The 25,603-nt window shown below is 68.5% G+C and carries 24 protein-coding genes and 1 tRNA gene; 2 read left to right on the forward strand and 23 right to left on the reverse strand.

Annotated elements, in window-relative coordinates:
* Positions 1–8 precede the first annotated feature (8 nt).
* The 4 genes from nthA to hppD form a co-directional block, all read right to left on the reverse strand.
* Entirely contained in the window at positions 9–596 is a 588-nt protein-coding gene (gene nthA / locus FBY35_RS31850; RefSeq protein ID WP_142217390.1) for a nitrile hydratase subunit alpha, read from the reverse strand.
* Entirely contained in the window at positions 593–883 is a 291-nt protein-coding gene (locus tag FBY35_RS31855) for an SH3-like domain-containing protein (protein WP_142217391.1), read from the reverse strand. The genes nthA and FBY35_RS31855 overlap by 4 nt, the downstream gene beginning before the upstream one ends.
* Positions 876–1,157 (reverse strand): SH3-like domain-containing protein, encoded by a 282-nt coding sequence (locus FBY35_RS31860; protein ID WP_142217392.1) that lies wholly within the window; start codon positions 1,155–1,157, stop codon positions 876–878. Before FBY35_RS31860 ends, FBY35_RS31855 begins: the two co-directional genes overlap by 8 nt.
* A gap of 155 nt (positions 1,158–1,312) precedes the next feature.
* Positions 1,313–2,458 (reverse strand): 4-hydroxyphenylpyruvate dioxygenase, encoded by a 1,146-nt coding sequence (gene hppD, locus FBY35_RS31865; protein ID WP_142217393.1) that lies wholly within the window; start codon positions 2,456–2,458, stop codon positions 1,313–1,315.
* A gap of 122 nt (positions 2,459–2,580) precedes the next feature.
* Here hppD and FBY35_RS31870 point away from each other — a divergent pair, with 122 nt between their 5' ends.
* Positions 2,581–3,054 (forward strand): Lrp/AsnC family transcriptional regulator, encoded by a 474-nt coding sequence (locus FBY35_RS31870; RefSeq protein WP_142217394.1) that lies wholly within the window; start codon positions 2,581–2,583, stop codon positions 3,052–3,054.
* 56 nt (positions 3,055–3,110) lie between these two features.
* Here FBY35_RS31870 and FBY35_RS31875 read toward each other — a convergent pair whose 3' ends face one another.
* The 6 genes from FBY35_RS31875 to FBY35_RS31900 form a co-directional block, all read right to left on the reverse strand.
* Positions 3,111–3,899, reverse strand: coding sequence for a S16 family serine protease (locus FBY35_RS31875; protein ID WP_142217395.1), 789 nt, complete (start codon positions 3,897–3,899; stop codon positions 3,111–3,113).
* A gap of 107 nt (positions 3,900–4,006) precedes the next feature.
* Positions 4,007–4,648: an IclR family transcriptional regulator gene (locus FBY35_RS31880; RefSeq protein ID WP_142217396.1), complete on the reverse strand. Its 642-nt coding sequence runs from the start codon at positions 4,646–4,648 to the stop codon at positions 4,007–4,009.
* A gap of 409 nt (positions 4,649–5,057) precedes the next feature.
* Entirely contained in the window at positions 5,058–6,842 is a 1,785-nt protein-coding gene (locus FBY35_RS31885; protein ID WP_142217397.1) for a DEAD/DEAH box helicase, read from the reverse strand.
* A 123-nt stretch (positions 6,843–6,965) separates the two neighbouring features.
* Positions 6,966–7,349 carry a type II toxin-antitoxin system death-on-curing family toxin gene (locus tag FBY35_RS31890; protein WP_142217398.1) on the reverse strand — a complete coding sequence of 128 codons (384 nt, stop codon included), beginning with the start codon at positions 7,347–7,349 and terminating at the stop codon, positions 6,966–6,968.
* A complete protein-coding gene (locus FBY35_RS31895; RefSeq protein ID WP_142217399.1) occupies positions 7,350–7,547 on the reverse strand; it encodes an Arc family DNA-binding protein in 198 nt (65 codons plus the stop codon). It abuts the gene before it with no gap.
* A 41-nt stretch (positions 7,548–7,588) separates the two neighbouring features.
* Entirely contained in the window at positions 7,589–9,064 is a 1,476-nt protein-coding gene (locus tag FBY35_RS31900) for an MFS transporter (protein WP_142217400.1), read from the reverse strand.
* Positions 9,065–9,257: 193 nt separating this feature from the next.
* Here FBY35_RS31900 and FBY35_RS31905 point away from each other — a divergent pair.
* Positions 9,258–9,332 (forward strand) — tRNA-Cys (locus tag FBY35_RS31905).
* 62 nt (positions 9,333–9,394) lie between these two features.
* Here the strand turns inward: FBY35_RS31905 and FBY35_RS31910 are convergent.
* From FBY35_RS31910 to FBY35_RS31970, 13 genes are all read right to left on the reverse strand, one after another.
* The gene (locus FBY35_RS31910) at positions 9,395–9,619 is read right to left on the reverse strand and encodes a hypothetical protein (RefSeq protein WP_142217401.1); all 225 of its coding nucleotides are present in this window, start codon (positions 9,617–9,619) and stop codon (positions 9,395–9,397) included.
* Positions 9,620–9,867: 248 nt separating this feature from the next.
* Positions 9,868–10,509, reverse strand: coding sequence for a hypothetical protein (locus FBY35_RS31915; protein ID WP_142217402.1), 642 nt, complete (start codon positions 10,507–10,509; stop codon positions 9,868–9,870).
* A gap of 2 nt (positions 10,510–10,511) precedes the next feature.
* Positions 10,512–12,827, reverse strand: a complete 2,316-nt coding sequence (locus FBY35_RS31920) for a DUF6571 family protein (RefSeq protein ID WP_142217403.1) — start codon at positions 12,825–12,827, stop codon at positions 10,512–10,514.
* Between the two features lie 11 nt (positions 12,828–12,838).
* Positions 12,839–13,261, reverse strand: coding sequence for a hypothetical protein (locus FBY35_RS31925; RefSeq protein WP_142217404.1), 423 nt, complete (start codon positions 13,259–13,261; stop codon positions 12,839–12,841).
* 330 nt (positions 13,262–13,591) lie between these two features.
* Entirely contained in the window at positions 13,592–14,818 is a 1,227-nt protein-coding gene (gene mycP, locus FBY35_RS31930) for a type VII secretion-associated serine protease mycosin (protein WP_142217405.1), read from the reverse strand.
* 31 nt (positions 14,819–14,849) lie between these two features.
* Positions 14,850–16,397 carry a WXG100 family type VII secretion target gene (locus tag FBY35_RS31935; RefSeq protein ID WP_142217406.1) on the reverse strand — a complete coding sequence of 516 codons (1,548 nt, stop codon included), beginning with the start codon at positions 16,395–16,397 and terminating at the stop codon, positions 14,850–14,852.
* Between the two features lie 42 nt (positions 16,398–16,439).
* Entirely contained in the window at positions 16,440–16,949 is a 510-nt protein-coding gene (locus FBY35_RS31940) for a hypothetical protein (RefSeq protein WP_142217407.1), read from the reverse strand.
* Positions 16,950–17,047: 98 nt separating this feature from the next.
* Positions 17,048–19,363 carry a xanthine dehydrogenase family protein molybdopterin-binding subunit gene (locus tag FBY35_RS31945; RefSeq protein WP_142217408.1) on the reverse strand — a complete coding sequence of 772 codons (2,316 nt, stop codon included), beginning with the start codon at positions 19,361–19,363 and terminating at the stop codon, positions 17,048–17,050.
* The gene (locus FBY35_RS31950; RefSeq protein WP_142218275.1) at positions 19,360–20,706 is read right to left on the reverse strand and encodes a (2Fe-2S)-binding protein; all 1,347 of its coding nucleotides are present in this window, start codon (positions 20,704–20,706) and stop codon (positions 19,360–19,362) included. Before FBY35_RS31950 ends, FBY35_RS31945 begins: the two co-directional genes overlap by 4 nt.
* Before the next feature lie 23 nt (positions 20,707–20,729).
* Positions 20,730–21,626, reverse strand: coding sequence for a xanthine dehydrogenase family protein subunit M (locus tag FBY35_RS31955; RefSeq protein ID WP_142217409.1), 897 nt, complete (start codon positions 21,624–21,626; stop codon positions 20,730–20,732).
* A 287-nt stretch (positions 21,627–21,913) separates the two neighbouring features.
* Positions 21,914–23,578, reverse strand: coding sequence for a beta-N-acetylhexosaminidase (locus tag FBY35_RS31960; protein WP_142217410.1), 1,665 nt, complete (start codon positions 23,576–23,578; stop codon positions 21,914–21,916).
* A 3-nt stretch (positions 23,579–23,581) separates the two neighbouring features.
* Positions 23,582–24,460 carry a carbohydrate ABC transporter permease gene (locus tag FBY35_RS31965; RefSeq protein ID WP_186357169.1) on the reverse strand — a complete coding sequence of 293 codons (879 nt, stop codon included), beginning with the start codon at positions 24,458–24,460 and terminating at the stop codon, positions 23,582–23,584.
* Between the two features lie 11 nt (positions 24,461–24,471).
* Positions 24,472–25,584: a carbohydrate ABC transporter permease gene (locus FBY35_RS31970; protein WP_260848882.1), complete on the reverse strand. Its 1,113-nt coding sequence runs from the start codon at positions 25,582–25,584 to the stop codon at positions 24,472–24,474.
* Between the last annotated feature and the right edge of the window lie 19 nt (positions 25,585–25,603).

The following is a 25,603-nucleotide window of genomic DNA, read 5'->3' on the forward strand; positions in this document are numbered from 1 at the left end:
GGCCCCGGTCAGATCGCCGCGGTGCCGATCAGGGCATTGCGCGACACCAGCGCCGCCAGTTCCGCCTCGGTCAGCGACTCGGTGTTCTCCGGGCGGCGCGGCAGCACCATGTACCGCGTCTCCGAGGTCGAGTCCCACACCGTGATCTCCGTGTCCGGCGGCAGGTGCAGCCCGAACTCCTCCAGTACCGCACGCGGTTCACGCACCACGCGCGAGCGATAGGCCTCGCTCTTGTACCAGCTCGGGGACGGGCCGAGGAGCCGCAAGGGGTAGCAGGAGCAGAGCGTGCAGACGATGACGTTGTGCGTGTGCTCGGTGTTCTCGACGACGCGCAGACGCTGCGGCTGCACTCCCCCGGCCGTCAGGCCGAGTTCGGCGACGGCCGCGGTCCCGTCGGCGAGCAGACGGGCGCGGAAGGCCGGATCGGTCCAGGCCCGGGCCGTCACCTTGGCCCCGTTCGCAGGGGACGCGCTGCTGAGGAAGGCGTCGAGGGCTTCGTCGAGCCCCGCGCCCACGACGATGCCGCGCTCCTCCAGGAGCGTTTCGAGACGGCGTACGCGGCGGGAGATCAGGGCGTCCGCGTGGGTTCCGGTCACGGCTGGTCGTCCTCCAAATAGCTCTCGGACAGGTCGAGTACGACATGGTGGTCGCCGTCGCCCCACAGCTCGCGGGCCGCGAAGCGCACGGCGTAGACCTGCTCGACGGGGGCGTCGTCGCGGCCCTGGGAACGGATGTCGGGAAGCGGCGCGCTCCCCTCGGGCTCGACGACGGTGCCGTGCTTGCCGCGGGCGTACCGGGGCAGCCGGGTGTGGTGCGGCGGATCGTGGTGCACGGTCCGCACCCGAGTGCCCGGCGCGAAGCGGTCGGTAGTGGCGTCAGTCATCCAGCTCACCCGCCGCGATGACGCCCTTGCGCTCCAGGAGGCTGACGATGGCGTGGAACCAGCGCTCGTAGTACGAGGCAGCGAGGTATTCGGCCGGCGGCATGGACTCGATCGCGTCGCGGAATTCGTCGAGGTTGAAGACCTTGGCGGCGACGAGGGCGCGGTTCAGGGCGAAGACCCTGGCCTCCCAGTCGGCGTGGAAGGGCTCGGTGTCGTCGGTGGTGTCGATGGGCCCGAAGCCCTGCATGCCGCCGACGTCATTGATCCTGGCCATGCACCCAGCGTAGGCGGTACGACGCCACTTCGTGGGGGCCCGTGGCGGCCGCATGTTCACGAACGCCGGACGGGCTGAAATCAGCCCGTCCGGCGTTCGGCGATCGGGGGTCCGTGGCAGCGGCCCCCCGCAAGGTGTCCGGGGCGGAGCCCCGGTCAGAGGTTCCCGCGCTTCTCCTGCTCGCGCTCGATCGCTTCGAAGAGTGCCTTGAAGTTGCCCTTGCCGAAGCCCATCGACCCGTGCCGCTCGATCATCTCGAAGAAGACCGTCGGCCGGTCCTGCACCGGCTTGGTGAAGATCTGCAGCAGATAGCCGTCCTCGTCACGGTCGACGAGGATCTTCAGCTCGCGCAGCGTCTCGACGGGCACGCGCGTCTCGCCCGCCCACTCGCCGAGTGTGTCGTAGTACGAGTCGGGGGTGTCCAGGAACCGGACTCCCGCAGCCCGCATGCTCCGCACCGTCGCGACGATGTCGTTCGTGGCGAGCGCGATGTGCTGGACGCCCGCCCCGCCGTAGAACTCCAGGTACTCGTCGATCTGCGACTTCTTCTTCGCGATCGCGGGCTCGTTGATCGGGAACTTCACCTTCAGCGTGCCGTCGGCGACGACCTTCGACATCAGCGCGGAGTACTCGGTGGCGATGTCGTCGCCCACGAACTCCTTCATGTTGGTGAAGCCCATGACCTTGTTGTAGAAGGCCACCCACTCGTTCATCTTGCCGAGCTCGACGTTGCCGACGCAGTGATCGATGGCCTGGAAGGTGCGCTTGGCGGGCGGCTCGACGATCGGGTCGGCGGCCACGAAGCCCGGCAGGTAGGGGCCGTCGTAGCCGGAGCGGTCGACGAGGGTGTGACGGGTCTGGCCGTACGTGGCGATCGCGGCGAGGACGACGGTGCCGTGCTCGTCCTTCAGCTCGTAGGGCTCGGTGATCCCGCGGGCGCCGTGCTCGGTCGCGTACGCGTACGCGGCGCGGGCGTCCGGCACCTCGATGGCCAGGTCGACGACCCCGTCGCCGTGCTCGGCGACATGGTCGGCGAGGAAGCGGCCCCAGTCCGTTGACTGCTTGATGACAGAGGTGAGGACGAAGCGGGCGCTGCCGTTCTCCAGGACGTAACTCGCCGTCTCACGGCAGCCGTTCTCCGGTCCGGAGTACGCGACGAGCTTCATGCCGAAGGCCGTGGAGTAGTAGTGCGCGGCCTGCTTGGCATTGCCTACTGCGAAGACGACCGCGTCCATTCCCTTCACCGGGAAGGGGTCGGCCTCGCGCGCGGTGTTCAGGGTGTGATCAATGGTCTCAGTCATAACGGCAGGCTCCACCCGATCCACAAGGTGCGCAATAGTTCGTGTTTCCTCTGGGCAATCTGCATAGCGCAGGAGGAAGATGGAAGGGCTATCTGTACAGGATGACCATCCAGGGAGCCGTCATGGCGATCGATCATCTGGACGGCCGGCTCATCGTCCTGCTGGCACGTGAGCCGCGTATCGGGGTTCTTGAGGCGTCCCGGCGGCTCGGGGTCGCCCGCGGCACCGTACAGGCGCGGCTGGACCGCCTTCAGTCCAATGGGGCCATCCGCGGCTTCGGCCCCGACGTCGACCCCGCGGCGCTCGGCTATCCCGTCACGGCCTTCGCGACGCTGGAGATCAAACAGGGACAGGGGGCGGACGTACGGGCACATCTGAGCGGCGTACCGGAGGTGCTCGAACTGCACACCACCACCGGTCACGGCGACATGCTGTGCCGCCTCGTCGCCCGCTCCAACGCCGATCTTCAGCGCGTGATCGACCGGGTTGTCGGCTTTGAAGGAATCGTCCGGGCGTCCACGGCGATCGTCATGGAGAACCCCGTGCCCTTGCGGATCATCCCGCTGGTGGAGCAGGCGGCGGAGGACGAGGACTGAGGTGGCGAGTCTCCGCGGCCGCAAAGCTCACCGGTCCCCGGCGGCCGGCCCGGCGGTCAGCAGCTCGGAACCTTCCCGCCCTTCTCCAGGGCCCGCAGCGAGTCCACGGCGCCCTTGAGGGTCGTGACGGGGATCAGCCGCAGCCCCTTGGGGAGCTCGGCCCGCGCGTCGGAGCACTCCCCCTTGGGCACGAGGAAAACGCTCGCGCCGTCGCGCTTGGCGGCCTGAGTCTTCAGCGATACACCCCCGACCGCCCCGACCTCGCCATCGGGGCTGATCGTCCCCGTACCCGCGACGGTCCGTCCCCCCGTGAGGTCGCCGCCCGAACCGTCGCCGTCGAGCTTGTCGACGATCCCGAGTGAGAACAGGAGCCCGGCGCTGGGCCCGCCGACATCGGCGAGACGAAGGGTGACCTTGACCTTCGCCGGATCCTCGCCGAGGAACGAGAGTGCGGCGCTGGTCGCGACGTCCTGGGACTTCTCCATGTCCTTGAGGTTGTGCTCGGCGACCTCTTCGTCCGACTTGCCCCGCGGATAGACGGAGTCATGCGGCAGCACCGCGCGGTCCGTACTGAACCAGGCGTCGACCACATCCCCGAGATCCACGTCCGCGGACGGCCCGGTCGCGATGATGGTCGTCATCCGCAGCTCGCCCTTGGTCGTACGGGGCGGGGCGCCGGAGATGGTGATGACCGGGGTGCCCTTGACGTCGCCCAGCACGTCGGCGGTCGAACCGGGCTGCGCCACGGCGTACGGCAACGGCGCGAGCCCGACGACGGCGAAGAGCGCGACGAGGGGGAAGGCGCAGAGGGCTAGGGCGCGGGGGCGCGTGAGGCTGAAGGGCACGGTGTCAATGTATCGGGAGGCGGAGGCGTGGCCGCGGGGGCCGGGGGCGGGAGACGGGCCTGCTGCTCCCCCGCCCCGAACCGCACCGGCACCCCGTACGGGACGCGTCAGCGCAGCGCGTCCGCCACTTCCCTCGCCGCGTCGACCACTCTTGGGCCCACCCTTTCCGGGACCGAGTCGGCGAGCATCACCACGCCCACGCTCCCCTCCAGCCCCGTCACCCCCACGAGCGCCGCGGCAGCACCGCTCGCGCCCGCCTCGAGTTCGCCGTGGGTGAGCGTGTATCCGGGCTCGTTCCCCTTGTTCTGGCGCGCCGCGAGGATCGCCTTGCCCGCCGCGCCCCGGTCCAGCGGGTGACGGAACCCCGCCCGGTACGCAACGTGGTAGTCCGTCCAGGTCGGCTCGACGACCGCGACCGCGAGTGCCTCCGCGCCGTCGACGAGGGTGAGGTGAGCCGTGGCCCCTATGTCCTCCGCGAGCGAGCGCAGCGCGGGCATCGCTGCCTCCCGCACCAGCGGGTGCACCTGGCGGCCAAGGCGCAGCACGCCCAGGCCCACCCGGGCGCGGCCGCCCAGGTCACGGCGGACGAGGGCGTGCTGCTCAAGGGTGGCGAGCAGACGGTAGACAACGGTTCGGTTGACGCCGAGTTTGGTGGACAACTCGGTGACCGTCAGGCCGTGGTCGGTGTCGGCGAGCAACTTGAGGACACGCAGTCCCCGGTCGAGCGTCTGGGAGGTTTCCGCGGTCACGACGCCCCTCTCCTTCGGAGTGAGTGACGGCGGTCCACGGAAGCAGCGACACCGGTCCCATCGGCGACGCACCCCAGAGGCCGCCGGCAGGCTCTGGCACACCGGCTGCGCTCCGCGGCGGCGCTGCCACGGGGCGTATGCAATGCGGGGACAGTAGCGAGCCGGTCCGCTCAGCGGAAGACCTCGTCCAGAATCCGGTCACATGTGCGGGTCATATGGCTGACCGATCCGCGTTGGGCGGGTGCGTCGGCACGGCTCACCGGACACCGGATGCGGCCGACAGCCGATGGTGCGGGAGAGCCGCTGAGGCAGGACAGCCGCTGAAGCAGGACAGCCGATGGCATAGGAACGCACGAGCGGGGACCACCGCGCACCGGTGTCCCCGCCCCTGTCAGCCCCGCCCCACGGATCACCGCATCCGGGTAGCCCACTCCTGAACCTTCTTGATCCGCTCCCGGATCTGTCCGGCCGTCGCCTCCGCACTCGGCGGCCCGCCGCACACCCGCCGCAGCTCGGTGTGGACGACCCCGTGGGGCTTGCCGCTCTGGTGGACGTACGCGCCGACCATCGTGTTGAGCTGCTTCCTCAGCTCCAGCAGCTCCTTGTGGGAGACGACGGGACGCCGCTCGGCCGGCAGTTCCAGCAGATCGGCCTCGTCGTCGGGCCTCTTGCGGCTGTGCGCGATCTGCCGTGCCTGCCGCTTCTGGAGCAGGAGTTGCACCTGGTCGGGTTCGAGGAGCCCCGGGATTCCGAGGTAGTCCTGCTCCTCCTCGCTCCCCGGGTGCGCCTGCATGCCGAACTCAGCGCCGTCGTACAGCACTCGGTCGAACACCGCGTCGGACTCGAGCGCTTCGAAGGGGAGCATGTCCTGCTCGCCGGTGTCCTCGTCCTGCTGCTTCTCCGCCTCAGCCATGTCCTTCTCGGACTCGGCGTACGGGTCTTCCTCCCCGTCCTTCTTCGGCTTGTCGAGGACGTGGTCGCGCTCGACCTCCATCTCGCTTGCAAAACCAAGGAGGTTGGGGATGGTGGGCAGGAAGACGGACGCGGTCTCGCCGCGCCGCCGGGACCGTACGAAACGTCCCACGGCCTGCGCGAAGAAGAGCGGCGTCGAGATGGTCGTGGCGTACACGCCAACAGCGAGGCGCGGCACGTCGACACCTTCGGAAACCATGCGGACCGCGACCATCCAGCGGTCCTCGTTCTCGCTGAACTCCTCGATCCGCTTGGAGGCGGCGGCTTCGTCGGAGAGTACGACGGTCGCCTTGGTGCCGGTGATCTCGCGGATCAGCTTGGCGTACGCACGCGCCGTGTCCTGGTCGGACGCGATGACGAGACCGCCCGCGTCCGGGATGCCCTTCCTGACCTCCGTCAGCCGCTTGTCGGCGGCGCGCAGCACGTTCGGCATCCAGTCGCCGCGGGGATCGAGCGCGGTGCGCCAGGCCTGCGAGATGGCGTCCTTGGTCATCGGCTCGCCGAGGCGCGCGGCGATCTCGTCGCCTGCCTTGGTGCGCCAGCGCATGTTGCCGCTGTAGCTCAGGAAGATGACGGGCCGTACGACCCCGTCCCCGAGAGCGTTCCCGTACCCATAGGTGTAATCGGCAGCTGACCGCCGGATCCCGTCGTTCCCTTCCTCGTACTGCACGAAGGGGATGGGGTTGGTGTCGGACCGGAAGGGCGTACCGGTCAGCGCGAGCCGCCGGGTCGCCGGGTCGAAGGCCTCCAGGCACGCCTCGCCCCACGACTTCGAGTCACCGGCGTGATGAATCTCGTCGAGGATCACCAGGGTCTTGCGCTGCTCGCAGCGGTTGCGGTGGAGCATGGGCCGTACGCCGACACCCGCGTAGGTGACGGCGACGCCCTGGTACTCCTTGCTGAGCGGCCCGGCGCTGTACTCCGGATCGAGCTTGATGCCTATCCGCGCGGCGGCCGCGGCCCACTGCTTCTTGAGGTGCTCGGTGGGGGCGACGACGGTGATCTGCTGGACGACGTGGTGGTGCAGCAGCCAGGAGGCGAGGGTGAGCGCGAAGGTGGTCTTGCCGGCGCCGGGGGTGGCGACGGCGAGGAAGTCCCGTGGCTGCTCGTGGAGATACCGCTCCATGGCTCCCTGCTGCCAGGCACGCAGCTTGCTGGCGGTACCCCAGGGGGCACGCCCGGGGAACGCGGGCGAGAGGTGGTGGGAGGCGGTAGTAGTCACGGTCTCCGGTTCACGGCTCGGGGGCTCGGGGTGCACGTCGGTACGACAACCGGGCCACCTTACCGGTGAGCGGCGAGGGGGTCCGGCCGAACGAGGCCGGACCCCCTCCGGGTGCGACTCAGCTCACATCGCTTCGTGCAAGGCGCGCAGACGCAGGGCGATCTGACTCACGTCTTCGAGATTGCCCATGGCCACTTCGATGACGAGTTTGTACGACTCGTCCTGATCGACGTCGACCATTTCGGCGCCGTTGAAGTCGAGGAAGACGACCGTGGACATCCACGCCATCCGCTTGTTTCCGTCCACCAGGGGATGGTTCACCGCCAGCGACTGGAGCAGTGCGGCGGCCTTCTCGAAGAGATCGGTGTAGGCCTCAATGCCGTACATCTGCGACTGCGGGCGATGTACCGCCGAGCTGAGCAGGCCCAGATCGCGCACCGCGACGTGCTGCCCCTGGCAAGCGAGCTCCGCGAGGTCCAGAACCTCCTGGACAGTCAGGTACTTCACCTATTCGCCCAGCCGCTTCAGCAGATCGGCGTGACGCACGGCGTACTTGGCGCCGAGGCGGCGGACAGCCTCCCGGTCCGCCTCCTGCTCCAAGTACCGGTCGATCGCCTGAAGCACTATGGCGTGCATGCTCCGGCCCTCTTCCTCGGCCCGGAGCTTGAGGGCCTCTTGCTGGTCTTCGCGGAGACGCAGGTTCATAGCCATACCAAAAAGATACCACTCATGGGGTCACTTTGGTACTAGAATGAGGCGCCGCGCACCCGCAGGCGAGTCGCTACCCACGCACCGACCAGCGCCACCCCCGACATCGGCAGGAACACCACCGCGAACGCCACCGGGTGCGAGCCCGCCGTCCCCGACGCGACATGCGTCGCACCCACCGCTCCCCCGCCGAGAGCCGCGAAGGCCGCGCCTCCGGCCGCCAGGAGCAGTACGTTCGACAGCCCGTCGGAGATCTGGAGCGCCGCCGAGTTCGCGCCCGCCTCCTCCGGTGCCGAGAGCTTCAGCAGCAGCACGCTCGTCGAGGCGAGCACCAGGCCCATCCCGAAGCAGCCCACGCCCCACGCGACTCCCACGACCCACACCGGCACCGAGGCGATCAGCACACTCGGAGCCGTCGCGATCGCCGTCGCGACGAGCACCATCCCGGCGACCATCAGCGGCTGCCGGTACGGCTCCAGCCGCGGCCGGGCCTGGACGTACGAGCCCAGCGCCCAGGTCGCCCCGCCGACCGCCAGCGAGAGCCCGGCCATCGTGGGCGACAGTCCCCGCTGGGTGACCAGCATCAGCGGTACGAAGGACTCCGCCGCGATGAAGGACCCGGCCGCGATCCCACGCAGCAGTACGACGGAGGGCAGCCCGCGTGCGGCCCGGTAGGTCCCCCGGGGCAGCAGCCCGAGGACAGCGGGCACCAGAAGCGCGGCGCCCGCCACTGCGGGGAACACCGACAGCCACCTCAGCTCCTGTCCCGCGTACTGCAGCAACCCGGCGCCCACCGAGATCGCGAGCGCCAGCCGGATCCGCCGCCCGTCGAAGGACTGCCGCGGCGCGTCCGGATCGGCCGGCCCGGACGCCATCCGCCGGATCGCGGGCAGCGCGAGGGCCAGCGGGAAGACGACGAGTACCGGGATGCCGATGAACACCCAGCGCCAGCCGAGATGTTCGGTCACGGTTCCGGACGCAAGCGGCCCCACAACCGAGGGGACCACCCAGCTCGCGGCGAAGGCCGCCATGATCGCGGGCCGCAGCCGCTCCGGGTATGCCCGGCTGACGACCACGTACAGGGCCACGATCACCAGCCCCCCGCCGAGCCCCTGCACGGCTCGCCCGACGATGAACAGCCACATCGCACTCGCGGTCCCGGCAAGCAGCAGCCCCGCCCCGAAGGCCGATATCCCGGCGGCGAGCGGCCGCAACGGCCCGTCCCGGTCCGCCCACTGCCCGGAGAGAACCATCGCGAAGAGGCTGGTGGTGAAGTACGCGGAGAAGGCGAAGGCGTACAACTCAATGCCGTGCAACTCCCGTGCGGCAACGGGCATCGCGGTCCCGACGGCGGTCGCCTCGAAGGCGATCAGCACGACGACGGAGACGATCCCGATGCTGAGCGCACGATGCGCCCTGCCGAGAACGCCCTGCCCACCGGGCACCACGTCTGCGTCGTCTGCGTCGTCGGTCGGCGGCGTGACGCCGACGTCACGGGGTTCGAGGGCGCTCATGGACCTCAGAGTAAGGGGCATGGCCAGAGATGGACCCTGTCGCTGGACGGGACCCGACTGGTCCCTTGGTCGTACGACCCGCATGCGATCCGCGTACGACCATGAACGCGGTGTGGCAGTCGCATTGCAGCCCGGACCGTTCCCTTGTTCGCCAGCCGCGGCCCGGCCTACGGTCGACGCACTGGAGACACAGGGCCGTGTGCCCGAGTGGTTGAGGGGCTCGCCTGCAAAGCGAGTTACGCCGGTTCGATTCCGGTCACGGCCTCCACGGACGCGACGGCGGCCGCCCCATGGTGCGGGGGCGGCCGCTTTCGTAAGCGGCAGAAGCCCTCAGCACGAGCCCTCGTCAGCGGTGGCCATCAGGTCGTATTCGGGCACGACCGTGCTCGACCCGTCGGCACCAGGCACGGCGAACCCGCCCTCCTCCGACTCGGCCTGCGTGACGTGCATGCGGAAGACGAAGTCTTCACCGCGCGCGGTGATCTCGTAGTCGTCGCTCTCGCCTACGGCCTCGACCTGGACCTCGTAGGACGGACCCTTGCCCTTGAGTCGCATGGAGACGCCCGCTGATGCGTCAGCTCGTGCGCTCGCCCATTCCTCGTCGCACGACATCGTTCCCCCGCTGCTGAATGCTCACGTGGCTGCCGGACTGTTGTCTCATGGACGCCTGCGGCGGTGATAGCGGTTCCGCTTGGCAGGCCCCACGTCCCACGCGTACCACGGGTCGCGCTCAGCCCACAACGTTCGGCGGGCCGCCGACCGGGACTGACATCCCAGACGAGGGCTCGCCTCCAACAGCTTCCTCAGGCCGCGGGCTTGGGCGCCCCGCTCACCAGCTTGGTGTCATTCTGGCAGCCCAAATCGGCGGCGACCTTGCGCGCGGCGGCGTTGACCACGGTGGTCTGGTGCGTCCTGATGTCCTTATCCGGGGCCTTGTTGCCCTCCGGTCCACGCAACTGCGCGGCGATGACGATCTCGTGAGCGGGGGCCTTCATACGGCACTTGAAGTAGACCGAGGCGAGACTGTCGGACGACGAAGCCCTCTCACCTGTGGAGAAGTAGGTGACCTTCAGCCGGGCATCCCGTTCCGGAACTTCCGCAGCCTCACGAAACTCGATGCGGAGGTCTGCCTCGCCGCCATTGGCCTGCAGTAGCCAGCAGAAGGGGATGCCCTGCATGCGCTGCTTCCCGCTATGTTCCGTTCGGGCAGCCTCGCGAAGGGTGTCGAGCACCTTGCCCGGCTCAGAAAGGTTGCTTCTGAAATTCCCCTCACCCGCGATCGCCTTGATCGCGGCTGAGGCTGTCGGGTCCTTCGCAAATGCTCCGCAGACCTCTCCGGCCGGCTTGCCCTGAGCTCTATCCCCGCCATCGCTGTCGGAGGAACAGCCCGCCGTCACCGCCATGGCGACGACGGGCATCAGGAGCATTCTCAGCATGGTTCGCATGTTCACGGCTTCTCGTATGGGTCGGGAAGAGAATTGTCCTTCGAATTGTTGCGCGCGTTCCTGACGTTTTCGACCAGTTCCTCATCGAGGTAATTGGAGTCATTGTCGCTCCATCCTGGAGCATTGGCGTATGCCTTGCCGGGGTTCAGGGAATTCTCCTTGCCCGTGCGCAGCGCATCGTTCTTCAGGTCGTCCATGTTCTGCTTGAGGATGTTGTCCTTCTCGTACTTCTCCGCGATGTCGTCGGCTTCCATGCCTAGGAAGGTCACCACGGCGCCGCCCACGGTTTCCGTGGCCAGCGGAACAAGCGCTCCGCCTGCTCCCCCGGTCAACGCCGCGACGCCTCCAGCAGCGGCCGCGCCCACACCGAACTTGACCCACTCCGTGTTCCGGCCGATCGCCTTCTTGTGCTCCTCGGCGTCATGTTCGTAGTCCTTGTCGATCTGGGCCATACGCGTCTCATCCATGAGACCCTGAGCCTCACTGCCGATACGCAGAGTGGTCCTGGCGTCTGTGAGAACCCGATCATCCGTGAGGTCCGTGCCAGGCTTCGGACCGACGTCGTCCAGGACGCTAGCCGTGTACAGCATTTGGGCCTGCGACAACGTGGAGTGGCCCGACTCGCTCTGCGCCACGATGCCCATAAAGTTGACCGCGTCGCCCCGCTTCCAGAGCAGTTCGGTGTCGAACTTCTCACCGAACCGCGAGTGACCTTCCTTATTGTTGTTACCGAAGGGGGAGTTCTTCTTCTCCTCCATGATCTCGTCGCTGTCCTGCTCAAGCGACCGGTCCAACTCGTCGATGTATGCCGCGCCCATCTTGCCGAGGCTGTCGTCGATGCCCGGCTGCTCATGCATGTGCTTCGGATCGCTGCTGTAGTACTCCACAACCTTCTGCATGACCTCGGCATTGTCCGCCGTACGGACATCCTTGAGACCCTCGGGCAGAGCGTCGTAAGGGTGGCCCGTCGTGGCCGACTCCAGCGCATGGCCCAGGGAGTCGTACCCTGGCTCCTTGCTCATATGACCCTTGTCATTGAGCTCTTCGGGCCAGTCCCGGTCCTTGGAGAAATAGTCGAACGCGTTGAGCTTCTTGTCGTCCTTGCTGTTTTCCGGCGTGAGGTCGATGTCGCTGTTGAAGAAGTCGGTCGACGCCTTCGGGTTGTGGCCGAGCGCCTCCATGAACCCAGACATCGGGTCCTGGCCCGCGCCGCCGCCGATCCAGTTGAGGTGGTTCTGCGGCGTCTGGTACCAGGCCCGGCCCGGGGGGTTGGATCCGCCGTGCGTGATCTTGTCCTCGGCCACCACGAGCGCGTTGCCGTAACTGCGCAGGAACTTGTTGTCGTAGTTCCCGACGCGCATCAGGTTGCTCATGACCTGGAAACCGTACGGATGCGTCCCGCGCGTCTGGATCGGCTCGCTGCCGGCCTTGATCATGTCGGCCTTCCACTGCTCCATGTCATGGCTCGTGGAGTGCGTGGCGGTGGCCAGAGTCATGCTCCAGTTCTTCTGAAGCTCCTTCAGCTTGTCGGGGTGGTCGACGCCGAGGCGGTTGCCGTCGCTCGCGTCACCCATGTCCGCCCAGTACTCAAGGTTGCCCTTCGCCCCCACTTCGACGGCGAAACGCTCGGCGAAGTACGGGTCGTCCTTGTTGTCCTTGAAGTACTTGTTGAGCCTGTCGATCTCCTCCGGCGTCGCGTCGTCGCCCTTCTCCGCGAGCTTCGCCGCGGCCTTGGCGTCCTCGGCGTCCTGCGCCTTCGACTCGTCCTCAAGAGATTTGTACTCGGTGCCGGAGAAGTTGTTCTCGTCCGTGCCGACGACCGACTTGAGCGCCCGAGAGGCGATTTCATCGGCTTCGTTCGCCTTGTCGATGGCGGACTTGAGGGCAGACCTCACCGCCTCGAAGTCCGCTTCCTGGGGCTTGGGACCGTCGTAGTCCTCACTCCTGCGATCGGGGTGGATCAGGTAGCTGACCACACCTTTGGAATCGATGCGGATTCCCTTCGCGGGCGCGTCTTCGATCTGCTTCTCCAGGGCTTCCTTTGCCGATTTAAATTCGGCCATTGCGTCCCGAAGGATCTTGCGGATACTGTCCGCCACTTTGGCGGCGTCGGAGAACTCTTTGGCCGTCTTCGTGACGAAGGGGCGGGTCACCCCGGCGTTCTCTCCCGACCAGTCGGCCTTGTCAGCCTTAGCACGAAGACCGATTTCCGCCTTCTCCTCAAGCTTCGTCAGCTTGTCATGCGTCGATCCCCAGTCCGTGATGGCATCGTTGAGGCTGCCGAGCCGGACGTGGAGGACCTGGTCGAACGTCAGCATCTGCGCGCCCCTCAGCTGAAGTGCTCGGAAATCTTGGACATGGTGAAGTTGGTGACGAGCACTTCTTCGTGATTCGTGTGACTGAGGATCGTGTCTTCGAGGTGATTGTGGATGTGCGCGCAGGCGCTCAGGAGCGTTTCGGACTGCGTACGCCACTTGTCCCAGGCGGTCCACATGCCCGAGCCGATCTTGAAGCCGTCCTTGTCAAGACTCGTGGAGGCGGTGTCGTGGTTCGCCCCCGCGTGGAAAGCGGCGGTTTCGAGACTGTGGTAGAGCTCCTGGGCCTCATTGCCGATGGCTCGCAGGTCCTTGGACGTGACCTTGTAGTCGGAGTCTCCTCCGCCGCCCCCGCCACCACCCTCGGCAGGCAACTGGTTGAGTCGCATGCTGGTCGCACCGGATCGTGCGCTGGCCCATTCCTCGTCGAACGACATCAGTCTTCCCCGTTGCTGAGTCCCGGCCACGGCCTGGACTGGAATTGGCAATGCTGGCTTTCTACGGCGGATGCTTGACCCGATGTCCCACCGTGGGCCGCTTGCTCCCCAACTGCCGTAGCTTCAGAGGCCACTGTAGCGAGCGGGTCGAACCAGCGCACACCCGTGGATTGCTTACGCAATGGGTGTCACATCGTCACGAGTGGGGCATCGCGACCACTACTCATCCGCCACTTCCCCGAATGCGAATGTGCAGAACTTGTGACGCCGCAACGGAAAGGGTGCCGTCGCGCAGAGCACGACGGCACCCAGACCCCGGAATCCCGGAGGTCAAACGCTGCGGCGCCGGGAGCGAATGACGGGGACAGCGACCGCGGCACCGATGAGGGCGGCCGCGCCTACGCCGAGGACGATCCAGAGGGTGGTGTTGCTCTCGTCGCTGGAAGCGACAGGGTTGGCAGCCTGCGGCTTGTCGGGCTCCGCACCGCCGGCGGCCTTGGAAGGCTGCGAAGAGGGCGACTTGGGGGGGGCGGCCGCGAGGTCCGGGAGCGGGTACTCATCGGCAGGGCCCGGGTCGCCCGGAGTCTTCAGGGCAATGCGCGGGCGAACGGTCCCGTAGCCAAGGAAGTCGGTCCGCTTCTCTCCGCTCCTCGGGCTGCCAACAGTGTTGAGCATGACGCGCAGGACCTGGTTGTTGGTCCACTCCGGGTGCTTCGACCAGATAAGCGCGGCAGAAGCCGCGGCTAGAGCGGTCGCGTCACTGGTTCCCCTGCTCTTGCACAGTCGGGTTTCCTTAGTACAGGGTCCGACGATGTCCGCGCCTGGTGCAACGAAGTCAACGAGTGGCCCATATTGGGCCTCTTCAATCTTCTTGCCGTCCTTACCAATCGCCCCCACGCCCACTACGCCGGGCGTGGCGGCCGGGAATTCGATGTCGGTGTCGCCATCATTGCCGACGGCGGCAAAGATGAGCGACCCCTTGTCGATGGCGTACTTCACAGCGTTCGTCAACTCGGGCGATCCGTGAATGACACCTTGGGAGATGTTGATGACCTTCGCGCCGCGGTCGGCCGCGAAGCGGATGGCTTCACTCGCCGGTTTCTGGTACTCGTCGGCCTGATCCTGCTTGCTGCCCTGTGCGTCCGTATCCTCGAAGCGGATGGGAAGGATCTTGGTTCCCGGAGCCAACCCGAAGGCGCCGTTTCCGCCGTCCATCTTGCCCGTGCCAGCAATGATGCCGGCCATGGAGGTGCCATGGCCTTGAAGGTCAGTCCATTCGTCGCCCGACTCCCCGGACATAAAGTCTTTGCCGCGGAGGACCTGGCCCTTGAGGTCCGGGTGGGTGGCATCGACCCCACTGTCAATGAGCGCCACCGTAACGCCCTTACCCGTGCTGACCTTCCACATCTCTTCCGCATGCATGGCATCCAAGTGCCATTGCATGGAGCGGTTCGATTCAGCCTGCGCCGGTGCGGCTGCAGAGCCCACCAGCAGTAGGCCCAACGACGCCGCAACAACAACCCGGCGTCGACGCGATCGATTACTACTGGTAGGCATCTGCTTCCTTTGACCTATTTTGTGGGAGGGGTCAGTCGATGACCGGCGGTACCACCCGCCGACTGCCCTGCTGCCAGGTCTCTTCCTCTTCCGAGAGGTAGTCCGGGCGCTCGCCGTTCTGCTCTTCACGGCGGGCATTGGCACCGTGCGACCCCGGGGGGATCGCTCCGGCTCGGCCTACCTGGCCGGTGTGTACTCCGCTGCCAGCACTTGCAGTCCCGCCTCGGACAAGGCCAGATCCACCCGGCGTGAAGGGGCGAGCGCTCGGCTGGCCCGGCTGCTGAGGCCGGCCTCCGACAACGCCGCCCCCCTCGGACGCCAAGCGACGCCCACCGGAGATGCCGCCCTGACCAGTACCGCCCATCTGCCCACCGCCGTGCATGCCCTGCATACCCGGCATGCCACGGCCCATCGGACCTCGCGTGCCCGTGGTTCCTTCATGGCCGATCACCGTGCCACGGGGAAGCCCGCCCGTGGGGCGGCCCGTGTTCGGCGTGACGGGTCGGCCGCCGGTGATGCCTTCACGCGGCATTCGCGAGTTGATTCCCGGCTGTCCGGGCGGCACGAGACCGCGAGCACTCGGAAGCGCCTTTCCGGACGCACTCGTGGTGGGCGGGGGGGTGCCGCCGAACGCAGGCGGAATCAGCCCCGGCTGCATGATGTTTGGCCCTTCGGGCTTTCCTGCCGGAGGAACATTGGGGGTGGACGGAGGGAGTTGCGTCTGCGGCGGCAGCGTGTCCACGCTGTCGATCCCCAGGTGGGTGGGGCGCTCAGGCTGGATCAGCCCGTGCTTTTCCGCGGGCACCGCCGGCTGAGAGGGGTCCGATGAGGTTGAACGCTTGCTGTCGCTCACCGAAGGATCGGTGCCGAGCTGGTCGGAGCTCTGCCTCTGTGATCCGACTGACTGCGTTTCCGAGCTCTTGCCGTACAAGGGGGCCGCTGGAACGAAGCGGTCCGGCGGCGACGGAAAGGTAGGCACCTCTTGCGAGTTCATCTGGAGGGCGCTCTCCGAGTACGACGCAGCCAGCCTCTCCATATTGCGTGCCGCTGCTTTGCGGGCATCTTCTCGCGCCTTGGCCGCCACTGCCAGGGCCTCAGGAGACACCTTGCCGTTCTCATCCGGCGGCGGCTGGAACTTTTGGATGGTCGATCGAGCGCTCGCGCCAATCGGCGCCGAATCAGGATCGTTGTGGTACTTACGCGCGGCATCGGCACTGGCCTGCGCTGTGCCCAGACTGTCAGGCATGGCGCTGTGAGCCTCGGCGATCGCCGTCGAGGCGAGCGACAGCCACTTCGCCGAATCCTTGCTGTACATACTGAGAAGCCGAGTGGAATTGGCGGTGTCCGCCCCCCAGTTACGGAAGGCGTCCCCGGCCTCGCCGTGCCAATGCACGGTCTTCATATGCGTCGTGAGGTCGGTGGCAAGCTGGTCGAGAGCCTTGGATGCCTCCGCCAGCCTGTCAGAAACACCCTGGACCGTCCCACTGCTCGAAGGCGTCAGCCATGCCCACAACTCGTCATGGGTCATGCTGTGGAAGTCGGTCTGCACTCCACCACTGCCCTTGGCACCGTTACCCATGTGCCGTCACCCCTTTCCCCCGTTGTCCTCGGCCCAGCTTCATCAGGTGTCAGCACCCTGGTCGACCGGCTGATCCTTGGCGTGCTCCCTGGCCCACTCGCCCGTGCGCTGGTTCAGGGCACGCATACGACGCTTGACGTCGTCGTCCATTTCCTCGTAGCCGCTCTGCGAGGCCTGGATCGCGATGCTCAGACCCTCCACGGAGTCTGACAGCATCTTGGACAGCTGCTTCAGCTGCGCGACAACCGTCTCGTACGCGCCGAAGAGCTCCTGCGCCTCGATGAATGCACTCTGCCCCCCGCCCAGCTCATCACGCACCAGCTTTTCGTCGGCCAGCTGATTCGGCGAAGCCTGCGACCCCAGCAGCTTGGTGAGGATCTGGTCAGCCTTCTTGCGGAAATTCGCCAGCGTCTCGGCCTCAACGAGCATCGCCTGCTGCGGATTGACGTTCCACAACGTATCCATCGAGCTTGGCGGCTTAGGTACCGGCGGCCCATACACCGGTAGCGGCGGGCCGTACACCGGCCGCCCTGTCCCGTCGTCCTCTGCCACGAACGCCTCCCCGTTTACACACGTCTACAGGGATCACTGTACCGAGCACCAGTGACACCGCGCATCCCTGGATTGCAGAAGCAATGCGCGTCACACGGCTACGAGTTGGGAACCGCCACCGCCGCCTGAGCCCTGATCGGGAGCCTGTTGATCGGGCGGCCCGTCGCCGCGCGGACCGCGGAAGCCACCGCCGCAGGTGAGGTGACCACCGGTGCCGCGCTTGCCGGCTTGGCGCCGAAGGGGGCCACCACGTCCCGTTCCTCCACCAGTTTCACGATGCGAATGTCCGGGGCGTCCAAGGATGTCGGGAGTGCGTAGCCCGTCAGGTCCGGGTGGCGGACCAGGCCGCGGGCTGTGCGGAGGTTTTCTGTCAGGGCCGCTCCGACGCCCTGGGTGATGCCCGCTTCGATGCGGGTTGCCAGTTGGGCCGGGTTGAGGACGCGGCCCACGTCCTGGGCGACCGCCATTTCGACCACGCGGATCGAGCCCAGTTCGATGTCGACGTCGACGACCGCGCGGATCGCGCAGAAGGCCATGCCCACGAAGGCGTCGCCCTGGCCCGCGCCGTCGAGGGGCTCGGTGGGGTGGGGGCGGCACTGGGCCGTTGCCCAGAGTTCCTTGCCGTCCATCGCCTCCGTGACCGTCGTCGACAGGACGCCGTCGTACGACGTGATCTTGCCGTCGGTGATCTGAAGGAGCTCCGTCGACATGCCGAACTTGTGGGCCAAAGGTTGCAGTAGCTGCGTGCGGACCATCCTCGTCGCCCGTTCGACGGCGCCGCCGGAGACCCAGGTGTGGCGGCCGTGGGCGGCCGGGCCGGCGGGGGGCTGGTCCGTGTCGACCGAGGCGACGTGGACCTCTTCGAGGCCCAGCGTCTCCTGGACGATCTGGCGGGCGAGGGTGGAGAAGCCCTGGCCGGTCTCGACCGCCGCGCAGATCACCGTCGCCACGCCGTCGTGGACCTTGACCGTAGCCGTGGAGACCTCGTCGGTGCCTTCCGCCCCGAGCATGTGAACCATGCCCAGCGCGTAGCCGACGCCGCGGCGGATGGCGCCGGGCTCTCCCGCGCCCTCCGGGCCGCCGGGGAGGAGCCAGGCCGCCTCCGGGGTGTCCTTGGGGAGGGTGGGGAGGGGGAAGTCCCGTACGGCCTGGAGGAGTTCGGCAACGGGCGCGGGGCAGGTGACCGTCTGGCCGGTGGGGAGGATGTCTCCCGTCGCGAGCACGTTGCGCAGGCGCAGGTCCACGGGGTCGAGGCCGAGTTTCCCGGCCAGCTTGTCCATCTGGGCCTCGTACGCCGCACACACCTGCATCGCGCCCTCGCCGCGCACATGGCCGGAGGGAGGGTTGTTCGTACGGACCGCCCAGCCCTCGATGAAGGCGTGCGGGACGACGTACGGACCGCAGGCGAAGGCCACTGCGGCGGCCAGCGACTCCGACGACGCGTCGGCGTACGCGCCCGCGTCGAGCAGGAGTTGGGCCTCGACCTTGACCAGGTGGCCCTCGGCGTCCGCGTGGTGGCGGTAGCGCAGCAGCGTCGGGTGGCGGTGGGCGTGGCCGAGGAAGGACTCCTCGCGGGTGGCGGTCAGTTTGACCGGGCAGCCGGTCTTCAACGCCAGCAGTCCCAGCGGGAGTTGGAAGCCGGGGTCCTCGCGGTCGCCCGTCGCGCCGGGGACGCCGGTGACCACGACCTTCACCCGGTCGGGCTCCAGGCCGAAGCACGCCGCCGCCAGATCACGGTCCGTGTGTGGGTCGGTCGACGCGGCGTACAGTTCGACTCCGCCGTCGGGGCGCGGTACGGCGAGGCCCGCCTCGGCGCCGATGGGAGCGGGGTCCTGGCGGCCGATGCGGTACAGGCCCTCGACGATCACCTCGCCCGCCGCGTCCGGGTCGCCGTAGCGCAGCGGGATGTGGCGGATGAGATTGCCGTCGGGGTGCAGGGGTTCGGCGGCGAAGGCCTTCTCGGGGTCGGTGACCGGGTCGAGTACTTCGTACTCGACGGCGATCGCCGCGGCCGCGAGGCGGGCCGTGTCGGGGTGATCCGCTGCGACGGCCGCGATCGCCTCGCCGTGGTGGCGGACGATGTCGGAGGCGAAGACGGGACGGTCGGCGATACGCCTGCCGTACGACGAATCGCCCGGAATGTCCTTATGGGTCACCACGGCTCGTACGCCGGGCATCTCGAGCGCCGCCGACGTGTCGATCGAACCGATCCGCGCGTGCGGGTGCGGGGAGCGCAGAATTGCCGCCCACAGCAGGCCCTCGGCCCACAGGTCGGCGGCGTACGGGAACGTGCCCTCGGTCTTGGCGCGGGCATCGGCCTGCGGGAGCGACGCTCCGAGGCCGTGGGCGGGCACATCGGGCTGCCCCCCGTCGGCCGTCCGGGGCGTCGCGGTGGTGGCCGCGTCGTTGCTCACGCCATGCCTCCGTCGTGCGGGTGGGGCTGCACACTACCGGCGCCGGGGGGCGCCTGGTGCGGGATGCGGGCTTCCTCGCTCGCCTCGGTGGCGGCCGCGGCGCTCGCGGCACGTTCGGCGACCACCTCGCGTACGGCGTCGAGGACGCCCCGGTAGCCGGAGCAGCGGCAGAGGTTGCCGCACAGGGCCTGGCGGGTCTCGAGCTCCGTGGGGGCGTGGTTGCCCTCCAGGAGGTCGTGGACGGTCATAGCCATGCCGGGGATGCAGAAGCCGCACTGGACCGCGCCGCAGCCCGCCAGGGCGCGCTGCACGTCGGAGGGCTCGCCGTCGGCGGCGAGGCCTTCGACCGTACGGACCTCGGAGCCGGCGGCGGTCGCGGCGGGGACGAGGCAGGAGGCGACCAGGCGGCCGTCGACCTGGACGTTGCAGGCGCCGCACTCGCCCTGCGAGCAGCCGTCCTTGGCGCCGGCGAGGCCGAGGCGCTCGCGCAGCACGTAGAGCAGGGATTCACCGATCCAGGCGTCGGTGACGGGGCGGTCGGTGTCGTTGACGCGCAGGACGTAGGAGGTGGGCGGGTGTTCGTCGCTGTCGGTGGAGGAGCTGAGGGCAGCGGCCTCCCGCCCGGGCTCCGAGGCCGCCTCCGCCGCCTCCTCAGGGGTAGTCCCCGGGGATGCCTGCCGGGCCTCCCCGGGCCGCTGCGAGGGCTCGCCGTGGGCCTCCTGAGGCAGCGCGGCGGTCCCCAGCGGCTCCGGTACCGGCTCCTCGGCCGCGGCGGGCTCCGGGGCCGTCGCCCAGGGCGCGATCGCACCGCCCGGCAGCGTGGCCGGGGCGTCCGGGGACGGCGCCCACGGGGCGCTCGCACCGCCCGGGAGCGTGGCGGGCGCGGCTCCCCACTGGGACCGCAGCGCGGATGTCGTGAACTCGCCGGACTCCTCGGGCAGATCACCGTCGGCCACCGGGATCGTCCACTGGCCGGTCAGCTCGGAAGGGGACGCGGCCGGAGCCGGAGCGGGCTCCGCCTCGCCGAAGGTCCACTGGCCCGTGGCATGCGGGTCGACGTGCTCGGCGTGCGGCGACTCGGGCTCCGGCCACCGCACCGACGCGGGCTCACCCGTCGGCTGGTGCACGGCCCATCCGCCCGTCGCGCCGGGATCTGCCGCGGGGTCCGGTACCGGCGGCGTGATCACCGGCGGTACGTAGCCGTGCCCCGGCGCCTCCAGCGGCGCGGCGTCCGGCATGCCCTCGGGCGGCAACTGCAGGAAGGCGGTGGCCTCGGCGTCGTACTCACCGCCGTGCGGAATGGGCTGCCAGCCGCCCTGCTCCGGCGGGAGCTCGTGCGGCATTTCGCGCGAATTGTCCTCATTGCTCACGACAGCGCCCTCCCCAGTGCACGTCGGGCCAGCGCGGCGACGGTGCGCCGCAGATGCAGTACGGCGGGCGGCAGCACCTGCTGTTCCTCGTCCTGCGCGGCCGGCGCCGGATCCGGAATGCACGCCGCCGAGACGTACTCACCGAAGGCCGCCAACGCCTCGCTCGCGAGGCCACGCTCGCCGTCCCAGTCGATCAGGGACGCGATCCACCGCTCGGCCTCCAGCGGCCGCAGAGGCATCGGGGCGATCGCGCCCACCGCGCAGCGCACGCCTCGCCGGGCCGGATCGAGGACGACCGCGACGGACGCGCCCGCGCGGCCCGGTCCGGTGCGCCCGGTGGCCTTCAAGAAGACCTGCGGCGCGTGCAGCAGCGGTACGCGTACGAAACCGATCAGTTCGGCGGGGGCGAGCATCTCGCGGCCCGCCAGCAGGTGGGACACGGGAATCTCGCGGCGAGTGCCGCCCGGGCCCGCGATGACCAGGTCCGCCTCCAGGGCGGCCAGCACCGGCAGCGTGTCCCCGGTCGGGGAGGAGGTGGCGATATTTCCGCCGAGCGTGCCCGCATTGCGGATCTGGGGCGGGCCCGCCGCGCGCGCGGACGCGGCCAGCGCGGGAATGAGGGCGGCGAAGTCCGGCCGCCCCATCCGGGCGTGGGTCAGTCCGGCGCCGAGCAGTGCGTGTCCGTCCTGGTAGCTCCAGCCGCGGATCTCGCTGATGCGGCCGAGGCCGACGAGGCCGGCGGGGCGGAGCTGCCCTCTGTTGACGGCGGCCATGAGGTCGGTGCCGCCCGCGACAGGCACGGCGGCAGGCATGGCGGTGAGCGCCGCCACGGCCTCGTCGAGCGAAGCCGGCAGCGTCACCGACTGCGCCGCCTGCGGTGCGTGCGTGGTCACCCAGCTGCCCCTTCCCGGTGTCCCGGCTGTCCCGCCTTGTTGCCGTACCGTACGTGCTCACAGCCCGGACGTGGCAACTCTGGCACATCTTCCGGACCGACCGACGAGAGGGTCCACGAAGGGCATATCCGTCCTGGATATACCGGCTCACGACGTTGGTCCGTTTTGGAACACCGTCGGCGCCACATGCGCATTGCCACCCTTCGGCGACCGATGTGCGACTTATTCCTTACACGGTTCAACCGTCGCAGGGCAGCGTGAGCGGACGACGCGGGTTCCGGCCGGGCTCACACGTTTGGGGGCGCACCCTCGATCGGGCGTCCGATCACGCCGGGGCGCTTCTGCCACGGCAACGGGCCCCCGGGCGGACGGTAGTCGACGCCGAGCGCGTCAAGCCGCCCGTAGTGGGCGGTCATTCGCCGTTCGAAATCAGCGAAGTCGCGCTCGGCGGGGGCCGGCAGCGCGGACCAGGCGACCTCGGCGAAGGCGGCGAGCCTCGGGAAGACCTGGTAGTCGACGCGGGAGCGGTCCTGCATCACCTCGGTCCAGACATTGGCCTGGGTACCGAGGATGTGCGCTGCGGCCTCGGCCGAAAGAGCCGGGGGAACCGGCTCGAAGCGATAGACGTCCTCAAGTGTGCGGACATATCCGATGGGCATCGGCTCGTCCGGGCCGCCGTGCTGACGGTGGTCCAAGTAGACGTGCTGCTCAGGGCACATGACGACGTCATGACCTGCCTGGGCGGCCGCGATACCGCCGGCGTATCCGCGCCACGACGAGACGGCGGCACCGGGCGCGAGGCCCAACTGGGTCGTCTCGCCTCCCGGCGCTCGTACGCCCTGTCGGTTCCCGCCCTGAAGGATCTCGTCCCAGCCGATGAGGCGGCGGCCGCGCTCGGCGAGCCAGGTGGCGAAGTGCCGGATGAACCAGGACTGGAGCTCATCCTCGTCCTTCAGCCCCAGCTCGTCGATGCGCGCCCGGGCGGCCGGGGACGCCTTCCACTGGTCCTTGGGGCACTCGTCGCCGCCGACGTGGACGAAGGTGGAGGGGAAGAGGCCGAGGATCTCCTCGAAGACCCCCTCGTAGAAGCGCAGGGTGTTGTCAGTGGGGGCGAGTACGTTCGGAGATACGCCCCAGTTGTCCCACACGGAGAGGGAGGTCGTGTCGATGACGTCGGTGTTGCCGAGTTCCGGATACGCGGCGATGGCGGCCTGTGAATGGCCGGGGATGTCGATCTCGGGAACGACGGTGATATGCCGCTCTGCGGCGTACGCCACGATCTCGCGGATGTCGTCCTGCGTGTAGTAACCGCCGTGCGGCCGTTCGTCCCAGAGTTCGGAGGCGCGATGGCCGTATTTGGTGCGTGCGCGCCAGGCTCCGACCTCGGTGAGCCTCGGGTACCGCTTGATCTCAAGGCGCCAGCCCTGGTCGTCGGTGAGGTGGAAGTGGAAGACGTTGAGCTTGTGTGCTGCGAGCAGATCCAGGTAGCGCAGGACGTCGGCCTTGGGCATGAAGTGCCGTGAGACGTCGAGCATGAGGCCGCGCCAGGGGAAGCGGGGGCTGTCCTCGATGACCTGGTCCGGCAGTGCGGCGGCGGCCGTGGCGACGGACGCCTGGCGAAATGCCTCCGCGCCCAGCAGTTGACGCAGCGTCTGGGCGCCCCAGAAGACGCCCGCCGCGTCGCCGCCGACGATCTGGGCGCCCACCGTCGAGGTCACCGTCAGCCGGTACGCCTCGGGCCGCAGGGAGTCGTCGATGCGCAGGGCGAGCCTGTTGCTCGTGGCCGGCGGCCCCGGCGGAAGCGGCAGCCCGAAAGTCGCGCCGAGTACGGAGCGCAGCCAGCGCTCCGTCCGCTCCGTGCCCGGTCCGGCGGTGAGGGACGTACGGCTGTCCATGACGAAGCCGCAGCGGTACGGGCCCTCGATGCTCGACGGGGCCGGAATCAGGTCCATCTCTCACTCCTTGACGGCGCCGCCCAGGCCGGAGACCAGGCGTCGCTGTACGAGTACGAAGAAGACGAGCACCGGGACGGTCATCACGGTCGACGCCGCCATGATCCCGCCCCAGTCGTTCTCGTCCGGCTTGAAGAAGACGAGCAGAGCCATCGGCAGCGTCGACTGCGAGGTGTCGCTGATGATGAAGGACTTGGCGAACAGGAAGTCGTTCCATGCCGAGATGAACGAGAACACGCTCGTCGCCACGAGGCCCGGGAAGACGAGCGGGAAGAGGATCTGCCACAGGAAGCGGGTCCTGCTCGCGCCGTCGATGTGAGCCGCCTCCTCAAGTGCCTCCGGAACCGCCTTCACGAAGCCTCGCAGCATCCAGATCGCGAAAGGCAACGAGAAGGCGATGTGGGGCAGGATCAGCGAACCGAGGGTGTTCAGCTGTCCGAGGTCCCGCATCAGGAAGAACAGCGGGATCGTCAGCGCCTCGACGGGCACCGTCTGCGCGACGAGAAACATGATCAGCAGGGTCGTGCGGAACCGGAAACGGAACCGGGTGACCGCCGTCGCCGCAAGGAAGGCGATCAGCGCGGAGGCGAGGACGACCACGCTCGCGACAAACAAACTGTTGAGGAAATAACGGCCGAATTCCTGCTGTTCGAAGACGCGACGGAAGGAGTCGAGCGAGGGGGAAAGCGTCCAGGGGCGCGCCTTCGTCGACTGGATCTCGCCTGCCGGTCTGAACGCTGAGAGTGCCATCCAGTACAGGGGGAATGCGACCACGACCGCGATGACGAGCGCGGAGCCCTCGGCAGCGAGGCGCCAGGGGCGCTTGGGGAGCCAGGGGCGCGATGGGCGGATGGGACGCCGGGGGCGCCAGGAGGGGTGAATGCGGGGCAGGCTCACAGCTCTTCTCCCTGGCGTCGCAGCAGGCGCAGATATACGAGGGTGACCGCGAGCAGAATCAGCAGCATCACGACCCCGATGGCCGAGCCCAGGCTGTACTGCGACGAGGCGAAAGCCTTCTGATAGGCGTACACATTGAGCACGAGATTCTGTCCGGCGATGCCACCGCCGTTCGTCATCACATAAATCTGGGTGAAGACCTTGAAGTCCCAGATGATCGACTGGATGGTGACGACGACCAGAATGGGGCGCAGCATCGGTGCCGTGACGGAGCGCCAGGTCCGCCACTGCGAGGCGCCGTCGAGACAGGCGGCCTCCAGGACTTCGGCGGGGATCGCCTTGATGCCCGCGTAGACGGTGACCATCACAAAGGGGAACGAGCACCAGACGACTTCGAGGAGCACGAGTGTGAAGGCGCTGTAGCGCCCGTACGTCCAGGAGTGGTCGCCGAGACCGATGACCCGGTTGACGGGCCCGTAGTCCGGGTCGAAGAGGAAGACCCAGACGGTGGAGCCGGTGACGGCGGGGGTCGCCCAGGCGCCGAGGGCGGCGAGCATGAGGGCGAGGCGGGGGACGGCGCGTACGCGAGTGAGCAGGACGGCCAGGACGCAGCCGACGGCGAGCGTGGCGAGGACGCAGGCGGCGGCGAAGACGAGCGTGGCGAGGAGGACCTGCCAGAACTGGCTGTCGGCGAAGAGGGTGCGGTAGTTGCCGAGCCCCTGGAAGGCGGTGGGTTCGCCGCCACTGACCTGCGCCTGGGTGTACTCCAGGAAGGAGATCAGGCCCAGCTGGTAGATGGGATAGACGAGCAGCCCGCCGAGCACGACGAGCGCGGGTGCGAGGTAGAGCCATGGGGTCCAGGCCCCGTGCCCCCGCCGCGGGGTGAGCGAACGCCTGGCGGACTTGGGCCGGTTGGCCGGAATCGCTCCGGTTGGTTGGCCGCGCAGTTCTTCCTCGACGTGCCCCGAGGTCACCGCACGTGGGCGGTCCGGGCCGCACGTCCCGCCCGGGGGCGCGACGCCGGCGGGCGCATCCGTTTCGCCGAAGGGCGAGTCAGCGCCCTTGTGCGGGCCCTCTTCGCCCTGCGCCGGGATCCCCGGGCTGCCCATGGCGCCAGGCCCTGTGACC

Source organism: Streptomyces sp. SLBN-118 (assembly GCF_006715635.1).
GTDB lineage: Bacteria > Actinomycetota > Actinomycetes > Streptomycetales > Streptomycetaceae > Streptomyces.